Annotated in this window: 18 protein-coding genes; 10 read left to right on the forward strand and 8 right to left on the reverse strand. The window is 58.2% G+C overall.

Going from position 1 to position 25,433, the window contains the following annotated elements; genetic code table 11:
* Window positions 1–71: 71 nt before the first annotated feature.
* From EL29_RS20365 to ubiU, 3 genes are all read right to left on the reverse strand, one after another.
* On the reverse strand, window positions 72–1,082 hold the full coding sequence (locus tag EL29_RS20365) for a luciferase-like monooxygenase (RefSeq protein WP_013024359.1): 1,011 nt from the start codon (window positions 1,080–1,082) through the stop codon (window positions 72–74).
* A gap of 112 nt (window positions 1,083–1,194) precedes the next feature.
* Window positions 1,195–2,079: a U32 family peptidase gene (locus tag EL29_RS20370; RefSeq protein WP_028715966.1), complete on the reverse strand. Its 885-nt coding sequence runs from the start codon at window positions 2,077–2,079 to the stop codon at window positions 1,195–1,197.
* A gap of 9 nt (window positions 2,080–2,088) precedes the next feature.
* Window positions 2,089–3,084 carry a ubiquinone anaerobic biosynthesis protein UbiU gene (gene ubiU, locus EL29_RS20375; protein ID WP_014595166.1) on the reverse strand — a complete coding sequence of 332 codons (996 nt, stop codon included), beginning with the start codon at window positions 3,082–3,084 and terminating at the stop codon, window positions 2,089–2,091.
* Between the two features lie 205 nt (window positions 3,085–3,289).
* Between ubiU and ubiT the strand changes: the two genes are divergently transcribed.
* Entirely contained in the window at window positions 3,290–3,814 is a 525-nt protein-coding gene (gene ubiT, locus EL29_RS20380) for a ubiquinone anaerobic biosynthesis accessory factor UbiT (RefSeq protein ID WP_033766292.1), read from the forward strand.
* Entirely contained in the window at window positions 3,808–4,314 is a 507-nt protein-coding gene (locus EL29_RS20385) for a GNAT family N-acetyltransferase (RefSeq protein ID WP_013024363.1), read from the forward strand. The genes ubiT and EL29_RS20385 overlap by 7 nt, the downstream gene beginning before the upstream one ends.
* Here the strand turns inward: EL29_RS20385 and EL29_RS20390 are convergent.
* Window positions 4,298–4,585, reverse strand: coding sequence for a GIY-YIG nuclease family protein (locus tag EL29_RS20390; RefSeq protein WP_013024364.1), 288 nt, complete (start codon window positions 4,583–4,585; stop codon window positions 4,298–4,300). The genes EL29_RS20385 and EL29_RS20390 overlap by 17 nt on opposite strands.
* 82 nt (window positions 4,586–4,667) lie before the next feature.
* Here EL29_RS20390 and EL29_RS20395 point away from each other — a divergent pair, with 82 nt between their 5' ends.
* Complete coding sequence (locus tag EL29_RS20395; RefSeq protein ID WP_014606741.1) at window positions 4,668–5,096, forward strand: YhbP family protein; 429 nt, start codon at window positions 4,668–4,670, stop codon at window positions 5,094–5,096.
* A gap of 39 nt (window positions 5,097–5,135) precedes the next feature.
* Here EL29_RS20395 and EL29_RS20400 read toward each other — a convergent pair whose 3' ends face one another.
* Window positions 5,136–5,657, reverse strand: coding sequence for a type 1 glutamine amidotransferase domain-containing protein (locus EL29_RS20400; protein ID WP_028715968.1), 522 nt, complete (start codon window positions 5,655–5,657; stop codon window positions 5,136–5,138).
* A 146-nt stretch (window positions 5,658–5,803) separates the two neighbouring features.
* Between EL29_RS20400 and EL29_RS20405 the strand changes: the two genes are divergently transcribed.
* Window positions 5,804–6,439 (forward strand): NAD(P)H-binding protein, encoded by a 636-nt coding sequence (locus tag EL29_RS20405; protein WP_015701089.1) that lies wholly within the window; start codon window positions 5,804–5,806, stop codon window positions 6,437–6,439.
* Here the strand turns inward: EL29_RS20405 and nrdG are convergent.
* On the reverse strand, window positions 6,431–6,898 hold the full coding sequence (nrdG, locus tag EL29_RS20410; protein WP_028715969.1) for an anaerobic ribonucleoside-triphosphate reductase-activating protein: 468 nt from the start codon (window positions 6,896–6,898) through the stop codon (window positions 6,431–6,433). The two genes, EL29_RS20405 and nrdG, sit on opposite strands and share 9 nt — an antisense overlap.
* Window positions 6,895–9,033 carry an anaerobic ribonucleoside-triphosphate reductase gene (gene nrdD, locus EL29_RS20415; RefSeq protein ID WP_014606738.1) on the reverse strand — a complete coding sequence of 713 codons (2,139 nt, stop codon included), beginning with the start codon at window positions 9,031–9,033 and terminating at the stop codon, window positions 6,895–6,897. The genes nrdG and nrdD overlap by 4 nt, the downstream gene beginning before the upstream one ends.
* A 247-nt stretch (window positions 9,034–9,280) precedes the next feature.
* Between nrdD and EL29_RS20420 the strand changes: the two genes are divergently transcribed.
* Window positions 9,281–11,656, forward strand: coding sequence for a beta-N-acetylhexosaminidase (locus EL29_RS20420; protein ID WP_028715970.1), 2,376 nt, complete (start codon window positions 9,281–9,283; stop codon window positions 11,654–11,656).
* 362 nt (window positions 11,657–12,018) lie between these two features.
* On the opposite strand, the gene galR is transcribed toward EL29_RS20420, so the two are convergent.
* On the reverse strand, window positions 12,019–13,029 hold the full coding sequence (gene galR, locus EL29_RS20425; protein WP_013024371.1) for an HTH-type transcriptional regulator GalR: 1,011 nt from the start codon (window positions 13,027–13,029) through the stop codon (window positions 12,019–12,021).
* A gap of 187 nt (window positions 13,030–13,216) precedes the next feature.
* Between galR and EL29_RS20430 the strand changes: the two genes are divergently transcribed.
* The 5 genes from EL29_RS20430 to EL29_RS20450 all read left to right on the forward strand — a co-directional run bounded on the left by EL29_RS20430 (window position 13,217) and on the right by EL29_RS20450 (window position 25,433).
* Complete coding sequence (locus EL29_RS20430) at window positions 13,217–15,490, forward strand: molybdopterin guanine dinucleotide-containing S/N-oxide reductase (RefSeq protein WP_028715972.1); 2,274 nt, start codon at window positions 13,217–13,219, stop codon at window positions 15,488–15,490.
* A 276-nt stretch (window positions 15,491–15,766) separates the two neighbouring features.
* On the forward strand, window positions 15,767–17,506 hold the full coding sequence (locus EL29_RS20435; RefSeq protein ID WP_014595174.1) for a penicillin-binding transpeptidase domain-containing protein: 1,740 nt from the start codon (window positions 15,767–15,769) through the stop codon (window positions 17,504–17,506).
* A 405-nt stretch (window positions 17,507–17,911) separates the two neighbouring features.
* Window positions 17,912–19,135: an MdtA/MuxA family multidrug efflux RND transporter periplasmic adaptor subunit gene (locus EL29_RS20440; protein ID WP_014606735.1), complete on the forward strand. Its 1,224-nt coding sequence runs from the start codon at window positions 17,912–17,914 to the stop codon at window positions 19,133–19,135.
* The gene (locus tag EL29_RS20445) at window positions 19,132–22,335 is read left to right on the forward strand and encodes an efflux RND transporter permease subunit (protein ID WP_028715973.1); all 3,204 of its coding nucleotides are present in this window, start codon (window positions 19,132–19,134) and stop codon (window positions 22,333–22,335) included. Before EL29_RS20440 ends, EL29_RS20445 begins: the two co-directional genes overlap by 4 nt.
* Entirely contained in the window at window positions 22,332–25,433 is a 3,102-nt protein-coding gene (locus EL29_RS20450; protein ID WP_028715974.1) for an efflux RND transporter permease subunit, read from the forward strand. The genes EL29_RS20445 and EL29_RS20450 overlap by 4 nt, the downstream gene beginning before the upstream one ends.

The following is a 25,433-nucleotide window of genomic DNA, read 5'->3' on the forward strand; positions in this document are numbered from 1 at the left end:
AAAAAGGGAAGCCTGCGGGCTTCCCTTTTTTTGTCCTGATTCTGGCTTATCCCAGAAGGGCTGCTGCTGATTTACAGGCTGCGTGCAGCGTCCATCGCCAGCTTAAACGAGTGCAGACGGGCTTGCGTATCGTAAATCTGACCGTTAACCATAATCTCATCCGCCTGGGTTTCACGCAGCAGTGAAGCCAGTCCGTGACGCACTTTCTCGACATCCCCTACCAGCGACATGCTCAGCGCCTGCTGAACGCCATACTGTTCTGACGGCGACCACAGGCTGTCCATGTTCTGGACCGGGGCAGGCAGCGGGCCCGGCTTGCCGCGGCGCAGATTAATAAACTGCTGCTGCATTGAAGTGAACAGGAAACGCGCGTCGCTTTCGCTGTCAGCGGCAACCACGTTAATGCACACCGTAGCGTACGGCTCGGCGAGACGGGCTGAAGGCGTAAAGTTCTCGCGATAGACATGCAGAGCCTGGAACAGCTGGTCCGGGGCAAAGTGCGAGGCAAAGGCAAACGGCAGTCCCATTTTGGCCGACAGCTGTGCGCTGTAAAGGCTGGAACCCAGCAGCCACACCGGAATTTTCAGGCCTAAGCCGGGCACCGGCTGAACAGGTGGTTGCGCGCCGGCTTCCGCATCAAACCAGTCGATCAACTCAGCGACATCGTCCGGGAAGGTATCGGCCTGAATGCCCGACAGGTTGCGGCGCAGGGCCAGCATGGTGCGCTGATCCGAGCCGGGGGCGCGGCCTAATCCCAGATCGATACGGTCGGGATAAAGCGAGGCCAGAGTGCCGAACTGTTCTGCAATCACCAGCGGCGCGTGATTCGGCAACATAATGCCGCCCGAACCCAGACGCAGCGTTGTGGTGTTCGCGGCCAGATAGCCAATCAGCACAGACGTGGCGGCACTGGCAATGCCGGTCATATTATGGTGTTCAGCCAGCCAGTAACGTTCGAATCCCAGGGCTTCAGCCTGACGCGCCAGCGCGAGTGAATGGTGAAACGCATCACGAGGCGTGGCGCCCTGAGGAACAGGGGCAAGATCGAGTACGGAGAGGCGAACGCTTTTTTTCTCAGACATGAGTACTCCAGAGTGTATAGCGCAGGTGTCATACCCTGCGCCATCAAGTATTGCGTAACATCCGCCATATTAAAACTTTTTACACTCGCCGTATGTTGCCTGTATGTGCCTTTCAGTCTCCAGCCTGCAAAACCATGCCCGGCAGCTTGCGCCAGTAGCCATTACAGTCCCGATTTTTCGCCAGATCCAGGGGGGCCTGCCTCTCTTCATTTGCGCGGAAACGGTCAATAAGGCTTAAGGTTTCCTCATCCTGAGGTGACAACCGCACGATATCTACATAGTTGTGCATACCAACCAGATCGTTCCCCAGGTTATAGCAGTAACCGCTCAGAGTCTGGATACCGTTCAGGACGAAAACCTGTTGCGATTCCTGTGAGAGGACCCGGCGTCCATGGGGATAATGAATACAGCAGGTTTCGCAGGCATCTTTGGCGCGATTCTCCGAACGTGCTGTAAAGCAGCGGGCTGACAGGGCCAGCGGCAAATGACCATAACCCAGCACCTCCACCTCGAACTGCTGGCGGATGCCTCTTGTCTCACACTGCTGGAGCAGCTCCACTAGCCAGTCGCGCGGCATTTCAACGGGCAAGCACCAGCGCGTCATGCCCTCTTTGACTAAAAGCTGCAGCGTATCGGCGTTATAAACATTGAGCGTGGGTCCCGCAACGAAGGGCAGCTTGCGCTCTGCCGCCATATTCACGGTGCCCAGGTCGTTGGCCTCAATAATAAACTCGCCGTTCTCTACATAGCGCTGTAGCTCTTTGAGCTCAGAAGGGGATTGCAGCAAAGCCAGCGTGCTAATGACCACCTGCTTCCCACGGGCTGACAGCATTCGTGCTAAATCCATCCAGGCGGCAAAAGGCGTGGCGCGTCGCTTGCTGCAGACGGCTTCCCCAAGACAAACAATGTCAGCGCTGCTGTCAGCAGTGAGGTGATAAAAATGTTCCAGCGTGGCGGTGGGCCAGTACCAGAGCACGGGGCCGAGAGAGTATTTCATGGTTTTTCCTCACTGCCAGTCACGATGATAGGCGCCTAAGGTGGTCTGCGTGCCTTCTGACAGGGCCCCCAGCGTTTTCGTCCACTGTTGTGCCACTTCAAAGTTATCCGGCTGAGCTTGACAGCGATCGATAGCCTGACGCCAGACGCGGGCGACATCGGATACGTAGGCAGGGCTGCGCTGACGGCCTTCGATTTTTACGGAGGCAATGCCTGCCCGCATCAGCTCTGGCAACAGTTCAAGCGTATTCAGGCTGGTGGGCTCTTCCAGCACGTGATAGCGCTGGTCGTCAACCTGATAACGGCCTTTGCACAGCGTGGGATAGCCGGCGCTTTCCTCTGCGCGATAGCGATCGATCAGCACGTCATTAAGGCGTACCTCCATGCCGGCCGGCGTTTGTTGCCAGCGAACAAACTTCGCGGGGGAGCAGGCGCCTTTACTGTTTGGCGATTCACCGGTTAGCCAGGAAGAGAGGTAGCAGCGGCCCTCGGCCATGATGCACAGGCTGCCAAAGGCAAAGACCTCCAGCGGAACAGGTGTACTGCGCGCCAGCTGTTTTACCTGATGAATCGACAGTACGCGCGGCAGTACCACTCGGTGCAAATTGAAATGGCGATGATAAAAACGAATGGCCTCAAGGTTGGTGGCGGAAGCCTGCACTGACAGATGACGTTCGATGTGAGGATAGCGCGCGGTGGCATATTCCAGCGTTGCAATATCCGCCAGGATCAGCGCATCAGCACCGCTGTCTGCCGCCACATCGATAGCCCGCTGCCAGCGCTGCATGCCGTCAGGATGTGCAAAGGTATTGATCGCCACGTGCAGCTTACGGCGATGCTGATGAAGGTAGTACGCCGCTTCGTGCAGTTTCTTATCTGTAAAATTCAATCCTGCAAAGTGACGCGCGTTGGTGTCATCTTTCAGTCCGACATAAACCGCATCGGCACCATTTTCGACCGCGCTTCGTATCGCAGGCAGGTTTCCGGCCGGACACAGCAGCTCCATACTCAATCCTCTCGTGATGCAGATGGGGCACGAGTCTAGTCATGGCGCTTTGGGCAAATGTTGATTTAGGGCAGTGAAACGGTCATTGATGAGATAGCCTGGCTTTTTTTTAACCCGCTTACGATAGGTTTTATTGATCTCAAAGGAGGCGGGAATGGCACTCTATGGCAATATAGCTAAAATTTTTGTGACAGGAGTGCAAAACGTGTTCCAGCGGTTATCTGCCAGTTTAGTCAAAAACGGCCATAAAATCCTTAGCTTACCTGCAACACTTGCTCCCTTCATATTGAAGAAGCAGCTCTTGCAACAACTCTTAAACTGGCAATTTCGTCATGTTTTAGCCGAAGGTGAGTTAGACTTTCTTCAGGGACGCTTTTTGGGGATTGAGATTAGCGATATTAATCTCACGTGGATCACCACGCTGGAAGGCGGCCAACTGAGGGTGTTGCAGCATGCCGAAGCAGATGTCTGGTTCCGGGGCAACGCCAATGATTTGTTGCTGGTAGCAGCACGCAAAGCGGATCCTGATATGCTTTTCTTTCAGCGCCGACTGCTGATCGAAGGGGATACGGAACTGGGACTGGAGGTTAAGAACGTAATGGATGCAATTGAACTCAACACCATGCCCAAGGGGTTACGTACCGCCATTCAACAGATGGCCGCAATCGTGGAGACAACAATGCAACAGGACGCGAAAGCCGCACAGGCACGCGCGGGTGTCTCATGTTAATACGCACAGAAATTGGCGTGGATGCCGCCGGTATCGATGCATTACTGCGACGCTGTTTTCCCACCTCAGCCGAAGCCGAGCTGACTCAGGCCCTGCGTGAAGACGGGCTGCTAACGCTGGGCGTCGTCGCCACAGACGATGAAGGGCAGGTGCTGGGCTATGCCGCCTTCAGCCCGGTTACCCTGCAGGGGGAAGATCGCAACTGGGTCGGACTGGCTCCGCTGGCCGTGGATGAAAGCCTGCGTGGTCAGGGCATAGCGAAACAGTTGGTCTACGAAGGTCTGGATACGCTGAATGAGTTTGGCTACAGCGCCGTTGTGGTAAGGGGCGATCCCGCATTGTATAGCCACCTGGGTTTCGAGCCCGCAGCACGGCATGGATTGCACTGCCGCTGGCCGGATAGCGAAGCCTCTTTCCTGGTGTACCCTCTGGCAGACAACGCGTTTGACGGGGCCGAAGGGCGCATTGAGTATTCCGCGCCTTTTAATCCACTGCGCTGAGCCAGGCGGTAAGGCTTACGGGTTGCTCGGCAACCAACTGTAGTTTTCGTTGACGGGTCAGTTGCTTAACCTGGTACTCCAGCGCGGAAGCCTGCGACCGGTCGCCCGCCGCGCAGGCATAGACCAGCGCCAATGGGCCCTTACCGCGCAGGGCCCGGGCCCCGCGCCCACAGGCATGTTGTCCAAGGCGGCGCGCAACGTCGGTTGTGATGCCGGTATACAGCATGCCTGCGGCCGTTTGTATCAGGTAAAGTTGCCAGTGCTGACTCATAATGTGTTCCAGAAATGCCCGCCCGGCAGTGTAGCGCGCTTCTTTGCGCCGTGCTATCCGTCGCCCTTACCCGGAGTTGATTGTGTCTGACCTTGCCCATCTTGTTCGCTACCTGAAAAAGCAGCATGTGCTGTCCCTGTGCTGCTGTGCTGACGATGATCTGTGGTGTGCAAACTGCTACTACGTGTTTGATGAATTACGCATGGCTTTCTGGCTCATGACGGAGTCGGATACGCGCCATGGCCTGTTAGCAATGAAAAATAACCGCGTGGCGGGGACAATCAATGGACAGCCGAAGACGGTACTGCTGATAAAAGGCGTGCAGTATCGGGGTCATATCCGGCCGCTCAGCGAAGAAGACGCGTCTGAGGCGCGCACCGCGTACCAACGTCGCTTCCCGGTTTCGCGCAAGGTTTCTGCGCCCCTGTGGGAAATTACGCTTGATGAGCTGAAAATGACCGACAATGCGCTGGGTTTCGGCAAAAAAATTGTCTGGCAACGCGAGGCGTAAATGAAGCGCCCCCTTCCTGGCGGAAAAGGGCGTGGGCCGTTACAGTGCCTGCAGAATACGCAGGGACTCACGGTTAAAGGCAGGCAGATCCGCCGGCGTACGGCTGGTGACCAGCTTGTCACCGTCAACCACCACTTCCTCATCACGGAAGTCGGCACCCGCATTGATCAGGTCGATCGCAATGGCCTTCACGCTGGTCATTTTACGACCGCGAACGCCGTTGGCGCTGATCAGCAGTTGTGGCCCGTGGCAGATAGCAAAGATGGGTTTGCCGCTGGCCACAAAGTCTTTGGTAAAGGCAACAAAGCGGTCGTCACCGCGCAGCGCATCCGGCGAGTGTCCACCCGGTAGCAGCAGTGCGTCGAATTCCGCCGGGCTAACGTCGTCGATGCTGCGATCGATGGCGACTTCAGCATCGCCCTGTTTGCCCTTCACGGTTTTACCCGCCTGTTCCTCAATGGTAACCACCTCATAGCCTGCACGTTTGTAGACTTCGGCTGGCGAGGTAAACTCAGAGTCTTCAAATTCATCGGTGATCAGAACCGCAATTCTGGTGCTCATCTATACTCTCCTTTAGGCATGTCAGGCGCATACTGCGCTATCCTGATGACCTGTTAAGCCTGGTTGTCGATTCTGAGAACGCAAGCCAGGCGGCTCACATTGGCCAGATTTTGCACGGCTGGCAGCGAAACAGGGAATATTCTGAGATGAATCGTGTATTACTGACGGGCGCAACCGGCTTAGTGGGATCCTGTCTGCTGCGTTTACTGATCGACGATCCGCGCGTGGATGAAATTATTGCGCCCAGCCGTCGTGCGCTTCCCGCAATGAACAAGGTCGTCAACCCTGTTGAAGCCGATCTCACGGATGTCCTGCGCCCGCTGGAGGCACCGCTGACGACGGTATTTTGCTGTCTTGGCACCACGCGTAAGCAGGCGGGCAGTAAAGAGGCCTTTATTCACGTGGATTACACGCTGGTGGTGGACACCGCCCTGAACGCGTTACGTCTGGGGGCCAGAAAGATGCTGGTGGTCAGTGCGCACGGTGCTAACCGTCACTCCCCCTTTTTATACAATCGCGTGAAAGGTGAGATGGAAAATGCGCTGCGCCATCAGGCGTGGCCGAGCCTGACGGTGGTCCGGCCTTCGCTGTTGCTGGGTGAACGAAAAGATAAACGTCGGGGAGAAAGCCTGATGGCTCCGCTGTTCGCCTGGTTGCCAGGCAACTGGCGTGCCGTGTCGGCTCAGGACGTGGCTCGCTGCCTGCATCACCAGGCGTTTGCCGAAGAAAATACGGGGTTCACGCTGATCGAGTCCGGCGCGATCCCCCGTGTTTCAGCATAGATACCAGATTTTCTGATTTCGGCTGCCGCGCCACAGGAGCGTGGCATCGCGTTCTGCCTCTTCAAACCGCCCGTCAATCACCACGTCTATCCAGGGCAGGATCGCGCGCTGTGCCGGGCTGAGTGCCTGCATGTCATAGCCGGTCCACAACCAGATATCTTTGCCTGCGCACGTCTGTTTTACCCGTTTCACTAACCGACGAACATGCGGCACGTTATGAGGATGCAGCGGATCGCCGCCGCTCAGCGATAAACCCTGACGCGGGATACGCGTATCCTGTAAATCCGCTAACAGCTGCTCCTCCATTTCCAGCGTAAACGGCACGCCGGAATCCAGCCGCCAGGTGCTCTGGTTGTAACAGCCGCGACACTGGTGCTCGCAGCCTGAGACAAACAGCGTACAGCGCGTGCCGGGCCCGTTCACGATATCCACATCGTAGTAACGATGGATGCGCATCATCCCAGCTGTCCGCTATCCAGGTGCTTCACCCGACGCTGCACTTCCTGCTGTTTACCGGCGTTAAACGGACGCGCATCCGGGCTGCCGAGATAGCCACATACGCGGCGCGTAACCGAAACCCGGGCAGGATCGTGATTGCCGCAGTTGGGGCAGGTAAAGCCGCGACTGGTGCAGGTGAATTCCCCGTTGAACCCGCATTCGTAGCACTCGTCAATCGGCGTGTTGGTGCCGTAGTAGGGCACGCGGTCATAGCTGTAATCCCACACGTCTTCCAGCGCCTTGAGGTTGTGCTGCACGTTGGGATATTCGCCGTAACAGATAAACCCGCCGTTAGCCAACGACGGATAGGGCGCTTCAAAATCGATCTTATCGTAGGGATTCACCTTCTTCTCAACGTCCAGATGGAAGCTGTTGGTGTAGTAGCCTTTATCGGTTACCCCCTTTACCACGCCAAACTGCGCGGCATCCAGACGACAGAAGCGGTCGCACAGGTTCTCACTGGGCGTGCTGTAGAGACTAAAGCCGTAGCCGGTTTCGTCTTTCCAGGCATCGGTAGCCGCACGCATATGGGCCACGATGGCAACGCCTTTAGCGCGCAGCGCCGCATCATCGAAAGGATGGTGTTGCGCGCCACTCAGGGCATTCAGGGTTTCATGCAGACCGATATAGCCCAGTGACAGCGAGGCGCGGCCATTGCGGAAAATGGGGCCAATCTCATCATCGGCATTAAGCCGCACGCCGCAGGCGCCTTCCATGTACAGGATAGGCGCAACGCGGGCTTTGGTTTTTTCGAGTCGGGCAACGCGCGTCATGAGCGCCCGCTTCGCCAGCGCCAGCCGCGCATCCAGCAAGGTCCAGAAACGGGTTTCGTCTCCGTCTGCTTCCAGCGCAATGCGCGGTAAATTAAGGCTGATGACGCCGATATTATTCCGGCCTTCATGAATCTGCTCACCGTTTTCCTCGTAAACGCCCAGAAAACTGCGGCAGCCCATGGGAGTTTTAAAGGAGCCAGTGACCTGGACCACCTGATCATAATTCAGAATGTCGGGATACATCCGCTTACTGGCACAGGTCAGCGCCAGTTGCTTAATGTCGTAGTTAACCTCTCCCGCACGGCGGTTCACGCCTTCCCGAATCGTAAAGACCAGCTTTGGGAACACGGCGGTTTTGTGATTTTTACCCAGCCCCGCCAGGCGGTTACGCAAAATGGAGGTCTGAACCAGCCGTGCCGCCCAACTCGTGCCCAGGCCAAAACCAAAGGTCACGAACGGGGTTTGCCCGTTTGCCGTGTGTAACGTATTTACCTCGTATTCCAGCGACTGGAAGGCGTCATAGCACTCTTTTTCGGTACGTTCGCGAGCATAGGCGTCCGCCTGAGGAATGTGCCAGTCCTGCGCCACGGCAAGGTGTTTTGCGAAGCTCTTTTCCACATAGGGTGCCAGCACTTCATCAATGCGGTTCAGCGTGGTTCCACCGTAAATATGGCTGGCGACCTGCGCAATGATCTGCGCCGTGACGGCCGTTGCGGTGGCGATGGATTTTGGCGGCTCGATCTCGGCATTACCCATCTTGAAGCCGTTGGTCAGCATCCCTTTCAGGTCGATCAGCATGCAGTTGAACATGGGGAAGAAGGGGGAATAATCGAGATCGTGATAGTGGATCTCGCCGCGTTCATGCGCCTGAACGACGTCCCGGGGGAGGATCTGCTGCTGCGCATAGTGCTTCGCGACGATCCCGGCCAGCAGATCGCGCTGGGTGGGGATCACTTTGCTGTCTTTATTGGCATTTTCATGCAGCAGGGCGGCGTTGGTCTGATCCACCAGACCACGAATGGCGTGATGCAGATGGCTGCGGCGCTCGCGCTCCACGTCGCGATCGTGACGATACTCAATATAGGTGCGTGCCAGCTGCGGGTAAGGCCCGGCCATGAGCGTTTCTTCCACCGCATACTGGATGTCACCGATATCCACTTCCTGACGATGGGCCAGTTGAGTGCTGACCCGATCGGCCACCGTGTCGCACCACCGTGCATCTTCCACGTTTGCCGCCCGTGCCGCAGCCTTCACTGCTGCGGCGATACGCTGTGAATCAAAGCCTACGCGGCATCCGTCGCGCTTCACCACCACCGTTGCCATTTTTTCTCCGTTAACTACATATGGGTGTGTTTTTGGATTTTAGACTCAACATGTAGTAATTGCAGTGAATTAATCGGCTTGTTTTTGACCTGAAGCAAAGAAGCCTTGAACAAGAAGATAAAATCGACACTGAAAAAAAACAGACCCGAGATCGCCTTTTCCGGCGGGCGAATTTGCTTAGCGGAGCAAAATGACTTAACTCTGTTTATCGTTCTTTTTAGCCATTGACCCGCAGGGAGCCGTGCCAATGCCGTTACGTCGAAATGTGCTGATCTGTTGTTGTGCGCTGACCTTTTCCGCCGCCGCCGATACGCTGCCGCTCATGCCGTGGCCACAGCAGGTTGAGCAACCTGCCCACGCAGGCTGGCTGACGCTCACCCCACAGCTGACGCTACAGATTGTCGGGGACACGCTGCCCGGCGCCGAAACACGCTGGCTGTCGCGCATCGCTCGCCAAACCGGCTGGCCGCTGTTACCCGCCGATCAGCCGGTTGAGCATCCCACAATTCGTATTGCCATCGCGCAGGCGGTCAACCCTGTCCCTCAGCCTGACAGCGACGAAAGTTACCAACTGGACGTCAACCGCGACGGCGTGCTGCTGAAAGCCAACAGCCGCTTTGGCGCGATGCGCGGCATGGAAACGTTACTGCAGCTGATAGAAAACAGTGCCGAAGGTACCCGCATTCCCTGGATAACGATTCACGATAAACCGCGCTTTGCCTGGCGCGGCATCCTTATCGACAGCGCCCGCCACTTTATGCCGGTCAGAACGCTGAAACGCCAGATCGATGGGATCGCGGCGGCGCGAATGAACGTGCTGCACTGGCATCTCACCGACGATCAGGGCTGGCGCTTTGCCTCCCTCCGCTATCCGCAACTGCAGCAGAAAGCCAGCGACGGGCTTTTCTATACTCAGGCGGAGATGCGTGAGGTGGTGCAGTATGCGGCTGAGCGTGGCGTGCGCGTGGTGCCGGAGATGGATATACCCGGCCATGCCTCCGCGCTGGCGGTGGCGATGCCGGAACTGATCAGCGCGCCGGGTCCGTATCAGATGGAACGCGGGTGGGGCGTTTTCAAACCCTTGCTGGATCCCAGCAACGAACAGGTTTATCAGGTTATTGACGCGCTGGTGGGGGAAATGGCGACGATCTTCCCCGATCCCTACCTGCATATCGGCGGCGATGAGGTGGATCCCAGCCAGTGGCAGGCATCCGCCGCTGTTCAGCAGTTTATGCGCGATCGTGGATTAGCCGATCCCCATGCGCTGCAGGCCTGGTTCAATCAGCGCGTTGAGAAAATCCTCGAAAAACACCAGCGGCGCATGGTGGGCTGGGATGAAATTGCCCATCCCGATCTGCCGCACAGCATTCTGATTCAGTCCTGGCAGGGACAGGATGCACTGGGCACGGTAGCGAAAAACGGCTATCGCGGCATTCTGTCCACGGGTTTTTATCTCGATCAGCCTCAGCCGGCCAGCTATCACTATCGCAACGAAATCTATCCTCAGGGCCTTAACGGCAAAGATGTGGTGCAGTCGGGCGAACAGGCTCAGAGCTGGTCCTTTACCATGCCGCGGTTAAAAGGCAGCCCGGTAACGGGGAGTTTCACCCTGATTAAAGGCAGCAACGGCTGGCGCGGTTTTATCGACTTTGCCGGAAAATCGCGTCGTCTGGTGAACGCCATCGACTGGCTTTCGGCGAACCGGCTGACGTTCACGGTGGATACCTGGATGGGACCGTTCAAACCGGTCGTCACCCTGGCGAACAATCAACTGAGCGGATACATGCTGGTGGGTAACGTCCGTTACGCGGCCGAAGGGCAGCGGCTCGACGCGGTGCCCAGGGGGATTCAGCCTGTGCTGCCGGATGCGCGCCAGATGCAGCAAAACCTGCTGGGCGGTGAGGCCGCGCTGTGGGCCGAAAACGTCAACAGCGCGATTATTGATACCAAACTCTGGCCGCGTGCGTTTGTGGTGGCGGAGCGGTTATGGTCAGCCCAGGATGTCACCGATCCCGACAGCATGTACCAGCGGCTGGCGGCAATGGACCGCTGGACGACCGTATCGGTGGGGCTGCAGCAGCATTATCAGGCAGACCGACAGATGACGCGGCTTGCAAACAGCACGGATATTCAGCCGCTGCGCGTGCTGGCTCAGGCGCTGGAACCGGCCCAGTATTACACTCGACAGCATCTCAAGTTTCAGGCCGGGCATTACAACTACTTTGAGCCGCTGAACCGGCTGGCCGATGTTTTACCGGCAGAAAGCGACGCCGTCAGAACACTGGATAAGCAGGTGGTCGCGCTGGTTGAAGACAGAAGCAACGTGGCGGCTGCCGCAGCTATTCGCTCTCAACTCCAACGCTGGCACGATAACGCTGCTCAGGTTGCGCCATTACTCAACGGCAGCGCGCCACTTAAGGCGCTGGAAAGCAGCGCGAAACAGGTGGATGAGCTGAGCGTCATGGGCATCAACATGGTGAATGCCTATGTCCGTAACCAGGCGTTTGGGGCCAGCGAAATGGCGCAGATGCATGCGAAGCTGGATGCGGCGGCACAGGTGCAGGACGAAACCGTCATCGCCCTTGTCAGGCCTCTTGAGGCCCTCCTCCGCGCCTTCAAATGAATAAGCGGGTGTCCTTCGCGCCGCAGGTGTCCTTGGCCGCAGCTCATCACCCCAGCCAATAAGCGGGCGTCCTTCGCGCCGCAGGTGACCTTTGCCGCTGCTCATCACCCCAGCCAATAAGCTGGCGTCCTTCGCGCCGCAGGTGCGTTGGCCGCGGCTCATCACCCCGGTCACTTACTGCAGTAAGCTCCCGGGGATGACTCACCTTGCCGCCTTCCTGCAACACGAATGCCACCGGCTTATTCCGCAGAAGATGAGGGATGGAAAAGACATACGGAACAATGGCCTGAAGCTGATTCGGCGGATGGGTTTCCAGGGGGAGATTATGCCGCGCTGTGCGTCGCGGCAAGGCAAGGATCAACTCAGGATGAGGTCGCCGGGCCGCCGACTGAATGACGGCGGACCAGCGTGGGACTGAACATATTGGTCACTTCCGGCAGCGGCTGTTGATGTGCCAGCGCCAGAGCCAGTTCAGCGGCCTGCTGCGCCATGGTGACAATCGGGTAACGCACCGTGGTTAAGCGAGGCCGAACGTAGCGGGAAACCAGCACGTCATCAAAGCCGATGAGTGACATCTCTTCAGGTACCTGCACGCCGTTGTCGCTCAGCACCGCCAGGGCACCAGCGGCCATGGAGTCGTTGTAGCAGGCCACGGCGCTGAAGTTTTTACCGCGCCCCAGCAACTCCGTCATCGCCTGCTCGCCGCCGACTTCGTCCGGCTCGCCCCAGGCGACCAGCCGATCGTTGCAGGGCAGGCCGTGCTCCTGTAGCGCGTCGTAATAACCCTGCAGGCGATCCTCCGCATCGGAAATCGTGTGAGTGGAGCAGATAAACGCAATATTCTGATGGCCCAGTTGAATCAGATGGCGCGTCGCCAGCCAGGCGCCGTAGCGGTCGTCCAGCGCGATGCAGCGCTTTTCAAAACCCTTCAGCAGACGGTTCAGTAAGACCATGCCCGGCATCTGCTTCATCAACACTTCCAGCTCGCTGTCGGGGATTTTCTTGGCGTGCACCACCAGCGCCGCGCAGCGATGGCGCATCAGCTGCTCAATAGCCTGCCGCTCTTTTTGCTCATTATGGTAACCGTTACCAATCAGCAGAAAGTTGCCTGTCTGGCCCGCTACTTCATCAACGGCTTTCACCATCGCGCCAAAAAACGGATCGGAAACATCCCCGACCACCAGCCCCAGCGTTTCAGTGGACTGCTGCGCCAGCGCCCGTGCATTGGCGTTTGGATGATACTGCAGCGACTCCATCGCCTGGCTGACCGCCTGGCGTGAACTGTCACTGGCTTTAGGCGAATTGTTGATGACGCGGGAAACCGTGGCGACGGAAACTCCCGCCAACCGGGCAACATCCTTAATGGTGGCCATGCGATTACCTGATTTTGGGGAAACGTTTACACATCGCACCAGTGTTACGGAAAAGCGGGCGCACATCAAGACAACAGAATGCCAGCGCTGTCGCAAACAGGGTAAAATCAGACGGTTGGTGATGCCTTCTGTTCAGGTTGCGGCCCATGCTATGCTGCTGATCCCAACACCTGCCATAGCGATGACCATGAAAATTAAAGTGCCACATCTGGCGCACTGGGGCGCCTTTACCGCGGTAAGCGAAAACGATCGTCTTATCGGCTGCGAACCTTTTTTTGCCGACGCCGATCCCTCGCCGATGCTCAACACCATCCCGGAACTGGTTTACTCAGACAAACGTATTCGCCAGCCCATGGTGCGCCGCTCATGGCTGAAATCGCGCGAAAACAGTGACCGCACGCTGCGCGGACGCGAAGATTTTGTTGCCGTTGACTGGGAGACGGCGCTGGATCTGGTGGCCGAGGAAAATCGCCGTATTCGCGAACGCTACGGTGCATCCGGCATTTTTAATGGCTCTTACGGCTGGTCATCGGCAGGGCGCGTCAACCATGCGCGTACCCTGGTGCGCCGCTTCTATTTCCAGGGCGGCGGTGGCGTCGATCAGCAAGGCAACTACAGCTGGGGCGCCGCGCAGTTTTTCCTGCCTTACGTGATGGGCACCTACATGCCGCTGACCGGGCGCGTCACCGACTGGCCGCAGGTGGTGGAACATGCGGAGGTGTTTGTCGCCTTCGGTGGGCTGGCGTTAAAAAATGCCCAGGTGGCATCCGGCGGCGCAGGCCAGCACAGCCTGAAACCGGCGCTGGAGCAGCTGGCGGCAAAAGGCACGCCGGTGATTAACATCAGCCCGATGCGCGATGACTGCCCAGAGTTTGTTAACGCGGAGTGGATCCCGATCCGGCCGAATACCGACGTGGCGCTGATGCTGGCGCTCGGTTACGAAATTTGTCAGCGTGGTGCGACCGACGAGGCGTTTCTGGCCCGTCACTGCACCGGTTGGCCACAGCTACGTGCCTATCTGCTGGGTGAAAGCGACGGCATCGCCAAAACGCCCGGCTGGGCCAGCAAGATCACCGATATCCCGGCGGATCGCATTGTACATCTGGCCCGACAGCTGATCGGCAAACGCAGTTTTATCACCTGCTCCTATTCGGTCCAGCGCGCCCACCGTGGCGAACAGCCTTACTGGATGATGATCGCGCTCTCTTCCATGCTCGGGCAGCCGGGCTTGCCGGGTGCGGGCTTCTCGTTTGGACACGGCTCGATGAACAGCGTGGGCAATCCGCGTCAGGAAGGCCCCGCGCCGATGATGAGCACCGGACCGAACCCTTCAGGCCTGTCCATTCCGGTTGCCCGCATCAGTGACATGCTGCTCAATCCCGGCCAGCCTTATGGTTTCCAGGGCGAAACTCTGCACTATCCGGACATTCATATGGTGCACTGGGCGGGCGGCAATCCGTTTCACCATCACCAGCAGCTTAACCGGCTGGTGGAAGGCTGGCAGAAGCCGGATACCGTGGTGGTCCAGGATATCGTCTGGACACCTGCGGCGCAGATGGCCGATATCGTGCTGCCCGCCACCAGCACGCTGGAGCGTAATGACATCGGCGGTTCATCACGTGACCGTTTTGTACTGGCAATGCACCAGGCGATTAAGCCGCAACATCAGGCACGGAACGATTTTGATATTTTTGCCGATCTCGCCGAGCGCTTAGGCTATCGCGATACCTTCACCGAAGGGCGCAACGAGATGCAGTGGATAGAACATCTCTACCAGCAATGTGCGGTGGCGCATGGCCGTCGTGGCATTCCTTTCCCTGAGTTCGGTGAGTTCTGGCAGCGTGGCTTTGTGGAGATCCCCGAAGGCGGTAAGCCTTATATCTTTATGGAAGACTTCCGCGCCGATCCCGAGGCCAACCCGATACAGACTGCCAGCGGTAAGATTGAGCTGTTCTGCCAGACCATCGCCGACTACCACCTGGAGGATATGGCCGGGCATCCGGAATGGCGTGAGCCTCAGGAATGGCTGGGCGCGGCAGCCAGCCGTGATTATCCGCTACACATGATCTCCATTCAGCCATCGGACCGGTTACACAGCCAGTTAGATGCGACGGCTACCGTTCAGGGTAACAAAACCGCCGGGCATGAAACCCTGTATATGCATCCGCAGGATGCGGCGGTGCGGGATATCGGAGACGGTGACGAAATTGAGGTCAGCAATGCGCGCGGCAGAATACTGGCCGGCGTGCGTCTGACCGAGGGGCTGAAGCAGGGCGTGGTGATCATTTCCACCGGCGCCTGGTTTGATCCCGGTTTTGGCAAAGCGTGGCAGCCGTTTGACCGGGCGGGCAACCCCAATGTGTTAACCCTGGATATCGGCACGTCATCCCTGACGCAGGGACCCAACGCCATGAGTTGCCTGGTTGACATTAAAAAACATGTCGTTTGCACAAAAGCCTAAGGTTCACACGGCTGGTTACATTTTGCAGGCATCTGTTGCGTTTCAGTCGTGGCGAAAAAGCCGTTTCGCTTGCTACATTCAGGATCCCAGAGGTATTGATGGGTGAACATCAACTGATTTTTTCTTGATTACACCGACCTGCGTAGATACGCAGGTTTTTTTTGCCCGAAATAAACTGAACGATAACGAACTGATACACAGTTTTCCTGTGTTTTTACCCGTGCTTTGATTATAACTGCGGGATTGACCTCTTTTTTTTAAGCGCAGCGGATTGCCATGCCCCGGATTAAAAAATTACTGGGTAAAGACCAGATAAAAGCCCCGTTTAACCCTTTCCGTTTTCGCCTGATCTGCCTGGGCGTATTTACCTGCATGGCTGTTCTGCTGGTGCGCGTCGCCGATTTGCAGTTTCTTAATCAGCCCATGCTGGAACACGAGGCCGATCAGCGCTCGCTGCGTACCGTTACGCTTCCCACCAGCCGTGGCACCTTACTGGATCGCAACGGCGAAGCGCTGGCGCTCAGCGTACCGTCGCGGGATGTCATCGCCGATCCGCAGCGCGTGCTGGAGAGCAACCCTGATTTTACCAGCGCCAAGTGGGCCTATCTGGCGGCGGCATTAAGTATGCGACCAGAAGAGGTCGCGGCGCAGATCACCGCTAACCCCAAACGTCGTTTTCTCTATCTCGGGCGCAAAGTCGAACTGGGGATCGCCAAAGATATTAAAGATCTGAAGCTTAAAGGCATCAGTGAAGTCTACGACGACAGTCGCTTTTATCCGATGAGCGAAGCCTCCGCGCCGCTGATTGGTATTGTGGGGGCCGATAACACCGGCCTCAACGGACTGGAAAAGGGCTTTGATAAAGTCCTGCAGGGCCAGCCGGGCAAAGAAGTCTACCGGCAGGATGCGGCAGGGAATATTATCGCGATGATTAGCTATCAGCCGCCCACTCAGCCGCCGACGGTGCAGCTCAGCATTGATAAATTCAGCCAGTACACGCTCTACAGTAAGCTGCGCGATGGCGTACTGTTAAACAAGGCGGATTCGGGCGCGGCGGTGCTGGTTAAAATTGATACGGGCGAGATTCTGGCGATGGCCTCTTATCCCTCGTTCAACCCCAACAACTATCAGGGGGCAACCCCGGCGCAGATGCGCAATACCGCCATTAATGACAGCTACGAGCCGGGTTCAACGGTAAAACCCCTTGTGGTGATGGAAGGGCTGGAACGTCACCTCGTCCGGCCGGATTCCGTGCTGGATACCACGCCTTACCGGGTTAACGGCCACCTGATCCGCGACGTCGGTCACTGGCCGCGCCTGACCATGACCGGCATTCTGCAAAAATCGAGCGACATCGGCGTTTCTCATATCGCCCTGGCGATGCCGGCGGAAGCCCTGGTGAACACCTACTACGCATTTGGCCTGGGTAAACCCACCGGGCTGGGGCTGACCGGCGAAAGCGTGGGGTATTTCCCGCTGCACCGCACGCGCTGGGCCGATATCGAACGCGCGACCTTCTCCTTCGGCTACGGTTTGCGCGTCACGCCGCTGCAAATTGCCCGTGAATACGCCACGCTGGGTTCCTATGGCGTTTATCGTCCGCTGTCGATCACCAAAGTGACGCCGCCGGTGCTGGGCAAGCAGGTCGCTAACCCGGAAACGGTCAAGGAAGTGGTGCACATGCTGGAAAGTGACGTCCTGCCGGGCGGTACCGGACTGAAAGCGGCGGTACCGGGCTATCGACTGGCCACCAAAACCGGTACGGCTGAAAAGATGGGCAGCAGCGGGAAGTATGACGGCGGTTATGTGAACTACACCGCAGGTATTGCCCCGGCCAGCCATCCTGAGGTGGCGCTGGTGGTAATGATTAACCATCCTACCGCGGGCGATCACTTCGGTGGCTCCGTAGCCGCGCCGGTGTTCGGTAACATCATGGGGCCGGTGCTCAAGCACATGAATATTGCCCCGGATGCCATCTACAGCAAGCCTGTGGATAGCGGTTCAGATAAATCCTAACCAAATCAAACTGTAAGTGAGGTGTGGATGTTTTTACACCTCGTTTCATTTCGCCGAATTCATTTTCCTTTTTCACCTGTCACTGACTCCTGCAGGGTGAGAGTATGGACATCCCAGAGGTATTGATGGGTGTGAAAACGGGCACTGCTCCGGCAAGGCCAATCGTTATTACACCAACCCACGCAGATGCGTGGGTTTTTTTTGCCCACTATTCCGGCCGCCAGCCCCTGTTATCCGTGCGGGTCCACCCCGTGGACAGGGGACTGGTAAGGTTTCTTAACGCAACCCTTACGGTTTGGCGATGGAAAGTCGTAACACAAGTAGCCGATAATCTTTGCAGATGCCGTTTCGACGATGCCTCCCATCCGGAGGATTTCTTTTATCCCTGTTTACCTGAAGAGTTCGATGACTACTCACGCTCCCCGTACCCGTGGTTCCCGCTGGCTGAAATGGCTGCTTCTGCTCATTGCGCTGTTAATCGTTGCCGCCGTGGCATGGCGACTGATGGGCCATAAAGGCGCAGGTGGCACCCTGCCCGCGCGCGGTCATGCCGGACGCCATGGCGGCCCTGGTATGCTGAAAGGCGGCACGACGCTGGTTCACAGCGGCACCGCCAGCACCGCCGATGTGCCGGTCTATCTCTACGCGCTGGGTACGGTGATCCCCAATGCCAGCGTAACGGTCACCAGCCGGGTAGACGGTCAACTGGAGAAGGTTTACTTCACCGAAGGGCAGAAGGTTGAAGCGGGCCAGCTGCTGGCGCAGATCGATCCCCGCAGCTACGAGGCCACGCTGAATCAGTATCAGGGGGAGCTCAGCGAAAATATGGCGTTGCTGAAAAGTGCCGAACTGACGCTGGCACGCTACCGTAAACTGGCGGCCCAGGACTCGCTGTCCCGCCAGGATTTAGATACGCAAATCGCGACCGTGGGACAGTATCGCGGCGCAGTGGCTGCCGATCAGGCCCAGATTGCCAGCGCCAGGCTGAATATTGGCTATGCGCGCATCACCGCACCCGTCAGTGGTCGGGTAGGGCTGCGTCAGGTCGATCCGGGCAATATGATTCAGAGTGCCTCCACGACCGGGCTGGTGACCATTACCCAGATGCAGCCTGCCGCCGTTACCTTTAGCGTGCCCCAAAGTCATATCCCGACGCTGGTAAAAGCCCTTCATCACGATCGGACATTGCCCGCCACCGCCTTCGATCAGGATAACCAGCATGCCCTGAGTCAGGGGCAGGTGAAATTTATCAGCAACGAGATCGACACGGCGACCGGCACCATTACGCTGAAAGCCATGTTCGCTAACGACGACGAGGCGCTGTACGCCAACCAGTTTGTGAACCTACGCCTGCAAACCAGCGTGCTGAAAGGCGCCACCATTATTCCGGCGCAGGCGTTACAGTTGAGCAGCGACGGCAGCTTTGTTTTTATCATCAATAAAGACAACACCGTGACGCGCCAGCCGGTTACGGCAGGTCCGGCTTACGGTGAGACGTGGCAGGCTATTCTGCAGGGCGTGAAGCCTGGCGACCGTCTGGTCACGGAAGGGATCGATCGCCTGACCAACGGCAGTAAAGTTTCGGTCGCGGACAGCACCCAACCGACTCCACCGGCTGAGGCACAATGAACCCGTCACGCCTCTTTATTCTGCGTCCGGTCGCCACCATCCTGCTGATGGCGGGCGTGCTGATCGCTGGCCTGTTTGCTTACCGGTTTCTCTCAACGTCGGCGCTGCCGCAGGTCGATTACCCAACCATTCAGGTGACAACGCTCTATCCCGGTGCCAGCCCGGACGTAATGGCATCGACGATAACTTCACCGCTGGAGCGCCAGCTGGGGCAGATGTCAGGCCTGAGCCAGATGAGCTCGACCAGCTCAGGCGGATCGTCGATCATCACCCTGACGTTCAGCCTGGATCTGTCGCTGGATGTGGCCGAGCAGGAGGTGCAGGCCGCCATCAACGCCGCCAATAATTTGCTGCCGACCGATCTGCCCACGCCGCCCACCTATAAAAAGGTCAATCCGGCCGACAGTGCGGTCATCACCTTAGCTGCCAGCTCGGATACTCTGCCGCTGACGCAGGTTCAGGACCTGGTGAATACCCGCGTTGCGCTCAAGCTCTCGCAAATTTCCGGCGTGGGCATGGTAACGCTCGCGGGCGGTCACCAACCGGCAATTCGCGTGCAGATGAACCCTCAGGCGCTGGCGGCCCATGGCCTGACGCTGGAAGACGTGAATACGCTTATCGGCAACAGCAACGTCAAAGGCTCCAAGGGCGGATTTGATGGCCGCTATCACTCCGTCACCATTGACGCCAACGACCAGCTGCGCACCGCCGCCGAATACGGCAACCTGATTCTGACCTACCAGAACGGCGCCGCCCTGAGGCTGAAGGACATCGCCCATATTGAGCAGGGACCGGAAAACAGCTTTCAGTCTGCCTGGGCCAACAACCACCCGGCCATCGTGATCGGCGTGCAGCGCCAGCCGGGGGCGAATGTCATCCAGGTGGTGGACAGCATCAAGGCGCAGTTGCCCACGCTGCAGGCCGCGCTGCCCGACGGCGTGAAAATGACCATCCTGTCCGATCGTACCCAAACCATTCGCGCCTCCATCCGCGATGTCCAGTTTGAGCTGATGCTTTCCATTGCGCTGGTGGTGATGGTGACCTTTCTGTTCCTGCGTAACGTGGCGGCCACGCTGATCCCCAGCGTGGCGGTACCGCTTTCGCTGGTGGGAACCTTTGGCGTGATGTATCTCGCCGGCTTCAGCCTCAATAACCTGTCGTTGATGGCGCTGACGATTGCCACCGGTTTTGTGATCGACGACGCGATCGTGGTGGTCGAGAATATTTCCCGGCGGCTGGAAGCAGGGGAGCCACCGCTGGAGGCGGCGTTAAAGGGATCGCAGCAGATTGGCTTTACCATCATCTCTCTGACCTTTTCCCTGATTGCGGTGCTGATTCCGCTGTTGTTTATGGGCGATGTGGTGGGGCGCCTGTTTCGCGAGTTTGCCATCACGCTGGCGGTATCCATTCTGGTTTCAATGCTGGTCTCGCTGACCTTAACGCCGATGCTATGTGCTTACCTGCTGCACTTTGTTCCGCCCGAGAAGCAGTCCCGTTTCGCGCGCAAAGGCGGCGAGGTTTTTGATTGGCTGATTCGCGGATACGATCGCCTGCTGACCCGGGTGCTGGATCATCAGAAACTGACGCTGCTGGCGGCGCTGGCGACCTTTGCTCTCACCGCGCTGCTGTATATCCTTGTCCCCAAAGGCTTCTTCCCAACTCAGGATACCGGGTTGATTCAGGGCGTGACCGTGGCCACGCAGGACGTCTCTTTTACCGAGATGGCGAAGCGCCAGCAGGCGCTGTCTGCGGTGATCATGCAAAATCCGGCGGTTGAGAGCGTCTCTTCGACCATCGGTATTGACGGCAACAACACCAGCCTGAACAGCGGTCGGTTGCAGATCAACCTGAAGCCCTTTGGTCAACGCGACGACAAAGCCGGTGCAATCATCAAACAGCTGCAGCAGGCGGCAACGCGCGTGGTCGGCATTCAGCTTTATCTGCAACCAGCACAGGATCTGACGGTTAACGATCAGGTCACGCCGAGCCAGTATCAGTTCACCCTTGACGATGCCAACAGCGAAGACCTGGTGACCTGGTCGCCGAAACTGGTGGCGGCCTTGCAGAAACGGCCAGAGTTCAACGGCGTGGTAAGTAACCTACAGGATCAGGGCCAGGTGGCTTATGTCGAGCTGAACCGGGACAAAGCCGCGCGGTTGGGCGTGACCGCAGCGGACGTTGATACCGCGCTCTACAGCGCGTTTGGACAGCGGCTGGTCTCGACGATCTTTACCCAGTCGAATCAGTATCGCGTGGTGCTGGAAGTCGCTCCGCAATACCAGCAAAGCCCGGCCGCTTTCGACGATGTGTATCTGAAACCCTCTGCCGGCACGTCCAGCACCGCATCAGACAGCACCTCTGCCAGCAGCAGCCCGGATACCTCATCAGCCTCAACCGCCACCAGCACGGCCACAACCACCAGCAGCGGCATGGTCAGGCTGACCGCCATCGCCACGATCCACCAGCGGACCGGGTCGCTGATGCACATGCGGCTGAATCAGTTTCCGGCGGTGATGATCTCCTTCAATCTCAATGACGGCTATTCGCTGGAAGATGCGCAGAACGCCATTACCAAAGTGACTGCGCAGCTGCAGCTGCCCTCGGCGATTACGCTGCGCTATCAGGGAGAAACCTCGGCGTTTCAGAGCGCCACAGGTAACACGCTGTGGCTGATACTGGCGGCCCTGCTGACGATGTATGTGGTATTGGGCATTCTGTATGAAAGCTTTATCCATCCGGTGACGATCCTCTCGACACTGCCCTCCGCGGCGGTCGGGGCGCTGTTAACCCTGTTGCTGGCGAATACGGCGTTCAGCCTGATTGCGCTGATCGGGGTGATTCTGCTCATCGGCATCGTGAAGAAGAACGCCATCATGATGATCGATTTTGCGCTGGAGGCCGAAAACAAGCAGCATCTCTCCCCCCGGGAAGCCATTCATCAGGCCTGTCTGCTGCGTTTCCGCCCGATACTGATGACCACCATGGCGGCGCTGCTGGGCGCACTGCCGCTGATGCTCGCGTCCGGATCGGGCGCCGAGTTGCGGCAGCCGCTGGGGCTGGTGATTGTCGGCGGATTGATCGTCAGCCAGGTACTGACGCTGTTCTCCACGCCGGTGATCTATCTGTGGTTTGATGGGATTGCCCAGCGCGGCAATGCCTGGGTGAAACGCCGTCAGCAACAGGCGCGGAGCGGGCAATGAACCTGACCCGGCTGTTTATCTTCCGCCCGGTCGCCACGCTGCTGCTGACGATGGCGATTCTGCTGCTTGGCGTGCTGGGCTACCGCCTGTTGCCGGTGGCCCCGCTGCCGCAGGTGGATTTCCCGACTATTATGGTTAATGCCAGCCTGGCCGGTGCCAGCCCGGAAACCATGGCGGCAACGGTTGCCACGCCGCTGGAACGCTCGCTGGGGCAGATTGCCGGTATCACCGAGATGACCTCAAACAGCTCGCAGGGCTCCAGCACCATCATTTTACAATTCGAACTTAACCGGGATATCAACGGCGCGGCACGCGACGTGCAGGCGGCGATCAACGCGGCACGCAGCCTGCTGCCAAGCGCGATGGCATCGCTGCCGACCTACCACAAAGCCAACCCCTCGGATGCGCCGATTGTCATGCTGGCGCTGACCTCCGCCACCCGCTCGCCGGGTGAGCTCTACGATCTGGCCGAAAGTAAAATCGAACAGGCGATGGGGCAGATCAAGGGCGTGGGCGACGTGTCATTAATGGGAAGCTCGCTGCCTGCGGTCCGCATCGATCTGCAGCCGCTTAAGCTCATCCATGCGGGTATTTCGCTGGATACGGTGCGCAGCGCGGTGGCCAACAGCACCACCACGCTGCCTAAAGGCTCGCTGCAGGGCAGCAGCCAGTCGTGGATGGTGGACGGCAATGGCCAACTGGACAAAGCCGCCAGCTATCGCAACCTGATTATCAGCAACAAAGACGGCAATGTCGTGCGCCTGGGCGACGTCGCCAGCGTGTACGATTCAGTGGAGGATCGCTATCAGGCCGGCTTCCTCAATGCCCAACCGGCGGTCATGGTGGGCATCAAGCGCCAGGCGGGCGCCAACATGCTGGACACGATCGATGCCATCAAAGCCCGCCTGCCTGCCCTGGAAAAAGATCTGCCTGCCGATACTCAGCTTAAGGTGGTGGTGGACCGTTCGCCCGGCGTGCGCGCCTCGCTATACGATACCGAAGAAACGCTGCTGATTGCGGTGCTGCTGGTGATTGCGGTGGTGTTTGTCTTTTTACGCAACCTGCAGGCGGTGATTATTCCGGCCCTGGCGCTACCGGTCTCGCTGATCGGAACCTGTGCGGTAATGTACCTGCTGGGTTACAGCCTGGATAACCTGTCGCTGATGGCGCTGATCATCGCCACGGGATTCGTGGTCGATGACGCCATCGTGGTGCTGGAAAATATCACCCGCCATATTGAAGCCGGCCAGCGCCCGCTGCGTGCGGCCATCCGCGGTGCGCGGGAGGTCAGCTTTACCGTGCTGTCGATGACGGTCTCGCTGATTGCCGTGTTTATTCCCATCCTGCTGATGGGCAGCCTGCTGGGGCGGCTGTTTCGCGAGTTTGCGATCACGCTAACCGTTTCCCTGGTGATTTCGATGTTTGTCTCGCTGAGCCTGACGCCGATGCTCTGCGCGCGGCTGCTGAAACCGAAACCCAACGTGAGCAAGCGCCCGCATCCGCTCTATCAGTGGATTGAAAATCAGTTAAACCACGCGCTTGCGGCCTACTCGCGCGGTCTCAACTGGGTCATGCGCCATCAGAAACTGACCCTGTTCAGCCTGCTGCTCACCGTGCTGCTTAACCTGTTTCTCTATACGGTGGTGCAGAAAGGCTTTTTCCCCGAACAGGATACGGGCCTGCTGATGGGGGCCTTACGGGCGGATCAGAATATTTCGTTTCAGGCGATGAAGCCGAAGATGCTGCAGTTCACCAACATCATTCGGTCCGATCCTGCCGTTGAAAGCGTGATGTCATCCATGGGCAGCGGGATGTTTGGCTCGCGCAATAACGCCGACTTTTTTGTCCGGCTTAAAGCTTTTGACAAGCGTGATGCCACGGCCAGCCAGGTGGCTAACCGCTTAAGCCAGAAAACCAGTAAGATCCCCGGCGCGCAGCTGTTTCTGATGGCGGCGCAGGATCTGCACATCGGCGGGCGCAGTGCCAATGCCACCTATCAGTACAGCCTGCAGGCGGACGATCTGGCCCTGCTGCGCGAGTGGACGCCTAAAGTCCAGGCGGCACTGGCGGCGATTCCGCAGCTCAACAGCGTTGATTCCGATGCGCAAACCGGCGGTCAGGAAGTGATGCTGACGATCGACCGCGACCAGGCCACCCGGCTGGGGGTGAATGTGAAGATGCTGGACACGATGCTGAATAACGCGTTCAGCCAGCGCCAGATTGCCACGCTGTACCATACGCTCAATCAGTATCACGTGGTGATGTCGCTGCAGGACAGCGATACCCGCGATCCGGCGATATTGCAGCAGCTGTACGTCATTAACGACAGCGGCGACCGCATTCCGCTGTCGGCCTTTGTCAGCTTCACGGGCGGCAATGCCCCGCTGACGGTGACGCATCAGGGGCAGTCAGCTACCAGCACCGTGGCCTTTAACCTGAATGACGGCGTCTCGCTGGAGCAGGCAGAGGCGCTGATCAAACAGGCGATGGCCCAGATTGGCTTGCCCTCAACCATTCAGGCGGGCTATGCCGGCACAGCGGCCGAATTTAATCAACTGACCGCCACGATGCCGTGGCTGATTGTGGCGGCGCTGGTGGCGGTCTATATCGTTCTTGGCGTGCTGTATGAGAGCTATATTCATCCGCTGACGATTCTGTCGACATTGCCCTCGGCGGGCGTGGGCGCGCTGCTGCTGCTGTTACTGACCAATACGCAGCTCACGGTGATCGCGCTGATCGGCATTATCCTGTTGATCGGTATCGTAAAAAAGAACGCGATTATGATGATCGACTTTGCCATTGATGCCGAGCGGCGGCTTGGCCTGTCACCGCAGCAGGCGATTACCCAGGCCTGCCTGATGCGTTTTCGCCCCATTATGATGACCACGCTGGCCGCGTTCTTCGGGGCGCTGCCGCTGGCGTTGGGCAGCGGCGGTGATGCCGACTTACGCAGCCCGCTCGGCATTGCCATCGCCGGGGGGTTAGCGCTGAGCCAGCTGCTGACGCTGTTTACCACACCGGTTATTTATCTGTGGCTCGATCGCCTGAGCCGTGCCACCCAACGTCAATGGCGTCGTCTGCGCCATGCGGGAACCTGA

This window comes from Pantoea ananatis LMG 2665 (assembly GCF_000710035.2).
GTDB lineage: Bacteria > Pseudomonadota > Gammaproteobacteria > Enterobacterales > Enterobacteriaceae > Pantoea > Pantoea ananatis.

Excerpts from the sequence above, each read along its gene's own strand:
- EL29_RS20365 (WP_013024359.1), bottom strand. The coding sequence starts at position 1,082 with ATGTCTGAGAAAAAAAGCGTTCGCCTCTCCGTACTCGATCTTGCCCCT.
- EL29_RS20370 (WP_028715966.1), bottom strand. The coding sequence starts at position 2,079 with ATGAAATACTCTCTCGGCCCCGTGCTCTGGTACTGGCCCACCGCCACG.
- ubiU (WP_014595166.1), bottom strand. The coding sequence starts at position 3,084 with ATGGAGCTGCTGTGTCCGGCCGGAAACCTGCCTGCGATACGAAGCGCG.
- EL29_RS20385 (WP_013024363.1), top strand. The coding sequence starts at position 3,808 with ATGTTAATACGCACAGAAATTGGCGTGGATGCCGCCGGTATCGATGCA.
- EL29_RS20390 (WP_013024364.1), bottom strand. The coding sequence starts at position 4,585 with ATGAGTCAGCACTGGCAACTTTACCTGATACAAACGGCCGCAGGCATG.
- EL29_RS20400 (WP_028715968.1), bottom strand. The coding sequence starts at position 5,657 with ATGAGCACCAGAATTGCGGTTCTGATCACCGATGAATTTGAAGACTCT.
- EL29_RS20405 (WP_015701089.1), top strand. The coding sequence starts at position 5,804 with ATGAATCGTGTATTACTGACGGGCGCAACCGGCTTAGTGGGATCCTGT.
- nrdG (WP_028715969.1), bottom strand. The coding sequence starts at position 6,898 with ATGATGCGCATCCATCGTTACTACGATGTGGATATCGTGAACGGGCCC.
- nrdD (WP_014606738.1), bottom strand. The coding sequence starts at position 9,033 with ATGGCAACGGTGGTGGTGAAGCGCGACGGATGCCGCGTAGGCTTTGAT.
- EL29_RS20420 (WP_028715970.1), top strand. The coding sequence starts at position 9,281 with ATGCCGTTACGTCGAAATGTGCTGATCTGTTGTTGTGCGCTGACCTTT.
- galR (WP_013024371.1), bottom strand. The coding sequence starts at position 13,029 with ATGGCCACCATTAAGGATGTTGCCCGGTTGGCGGGAGTTTCCGTCGCC.
- EL29_RS20430 (WP_028715972.1), top strand. The coding sequence starts at position 13,217 with ATGAAAATTAAAGTGCCACATCTGGCGCACTGGGGCGCCTTTACCGCG.
- EL29_RS20435 (WP_014595174.1), top strand. The coding sequence starts at position 15,767 with ATGCCCCGGATTAAAAAATTACTGGGTAAAGACCAGATAAAAGCCCCG.
- EL29_RS20440 (WP_014606735.1), top strand. The coding sequence starts at position 17,912 with ATGACTACTCACGCTCCCCGTACCCGTGGTTCCCGCTGGCTGAAATGG.
- EL29_RS20445 (WP_028715973.1), top strand. The coding sequence starts at position 19,132 with ATGAACCCGTCACGCCTCTTTATTCTGCGTCCGGTCGCCACCATCCTG.
- EL29_RS20450 (WP_028715974.1), top strand. The coding sequence starts at position 22,332 with ATGAACCTGACCCGGCTGTTTATCTTCCGCCCGGTCGCCACGCTGCTG.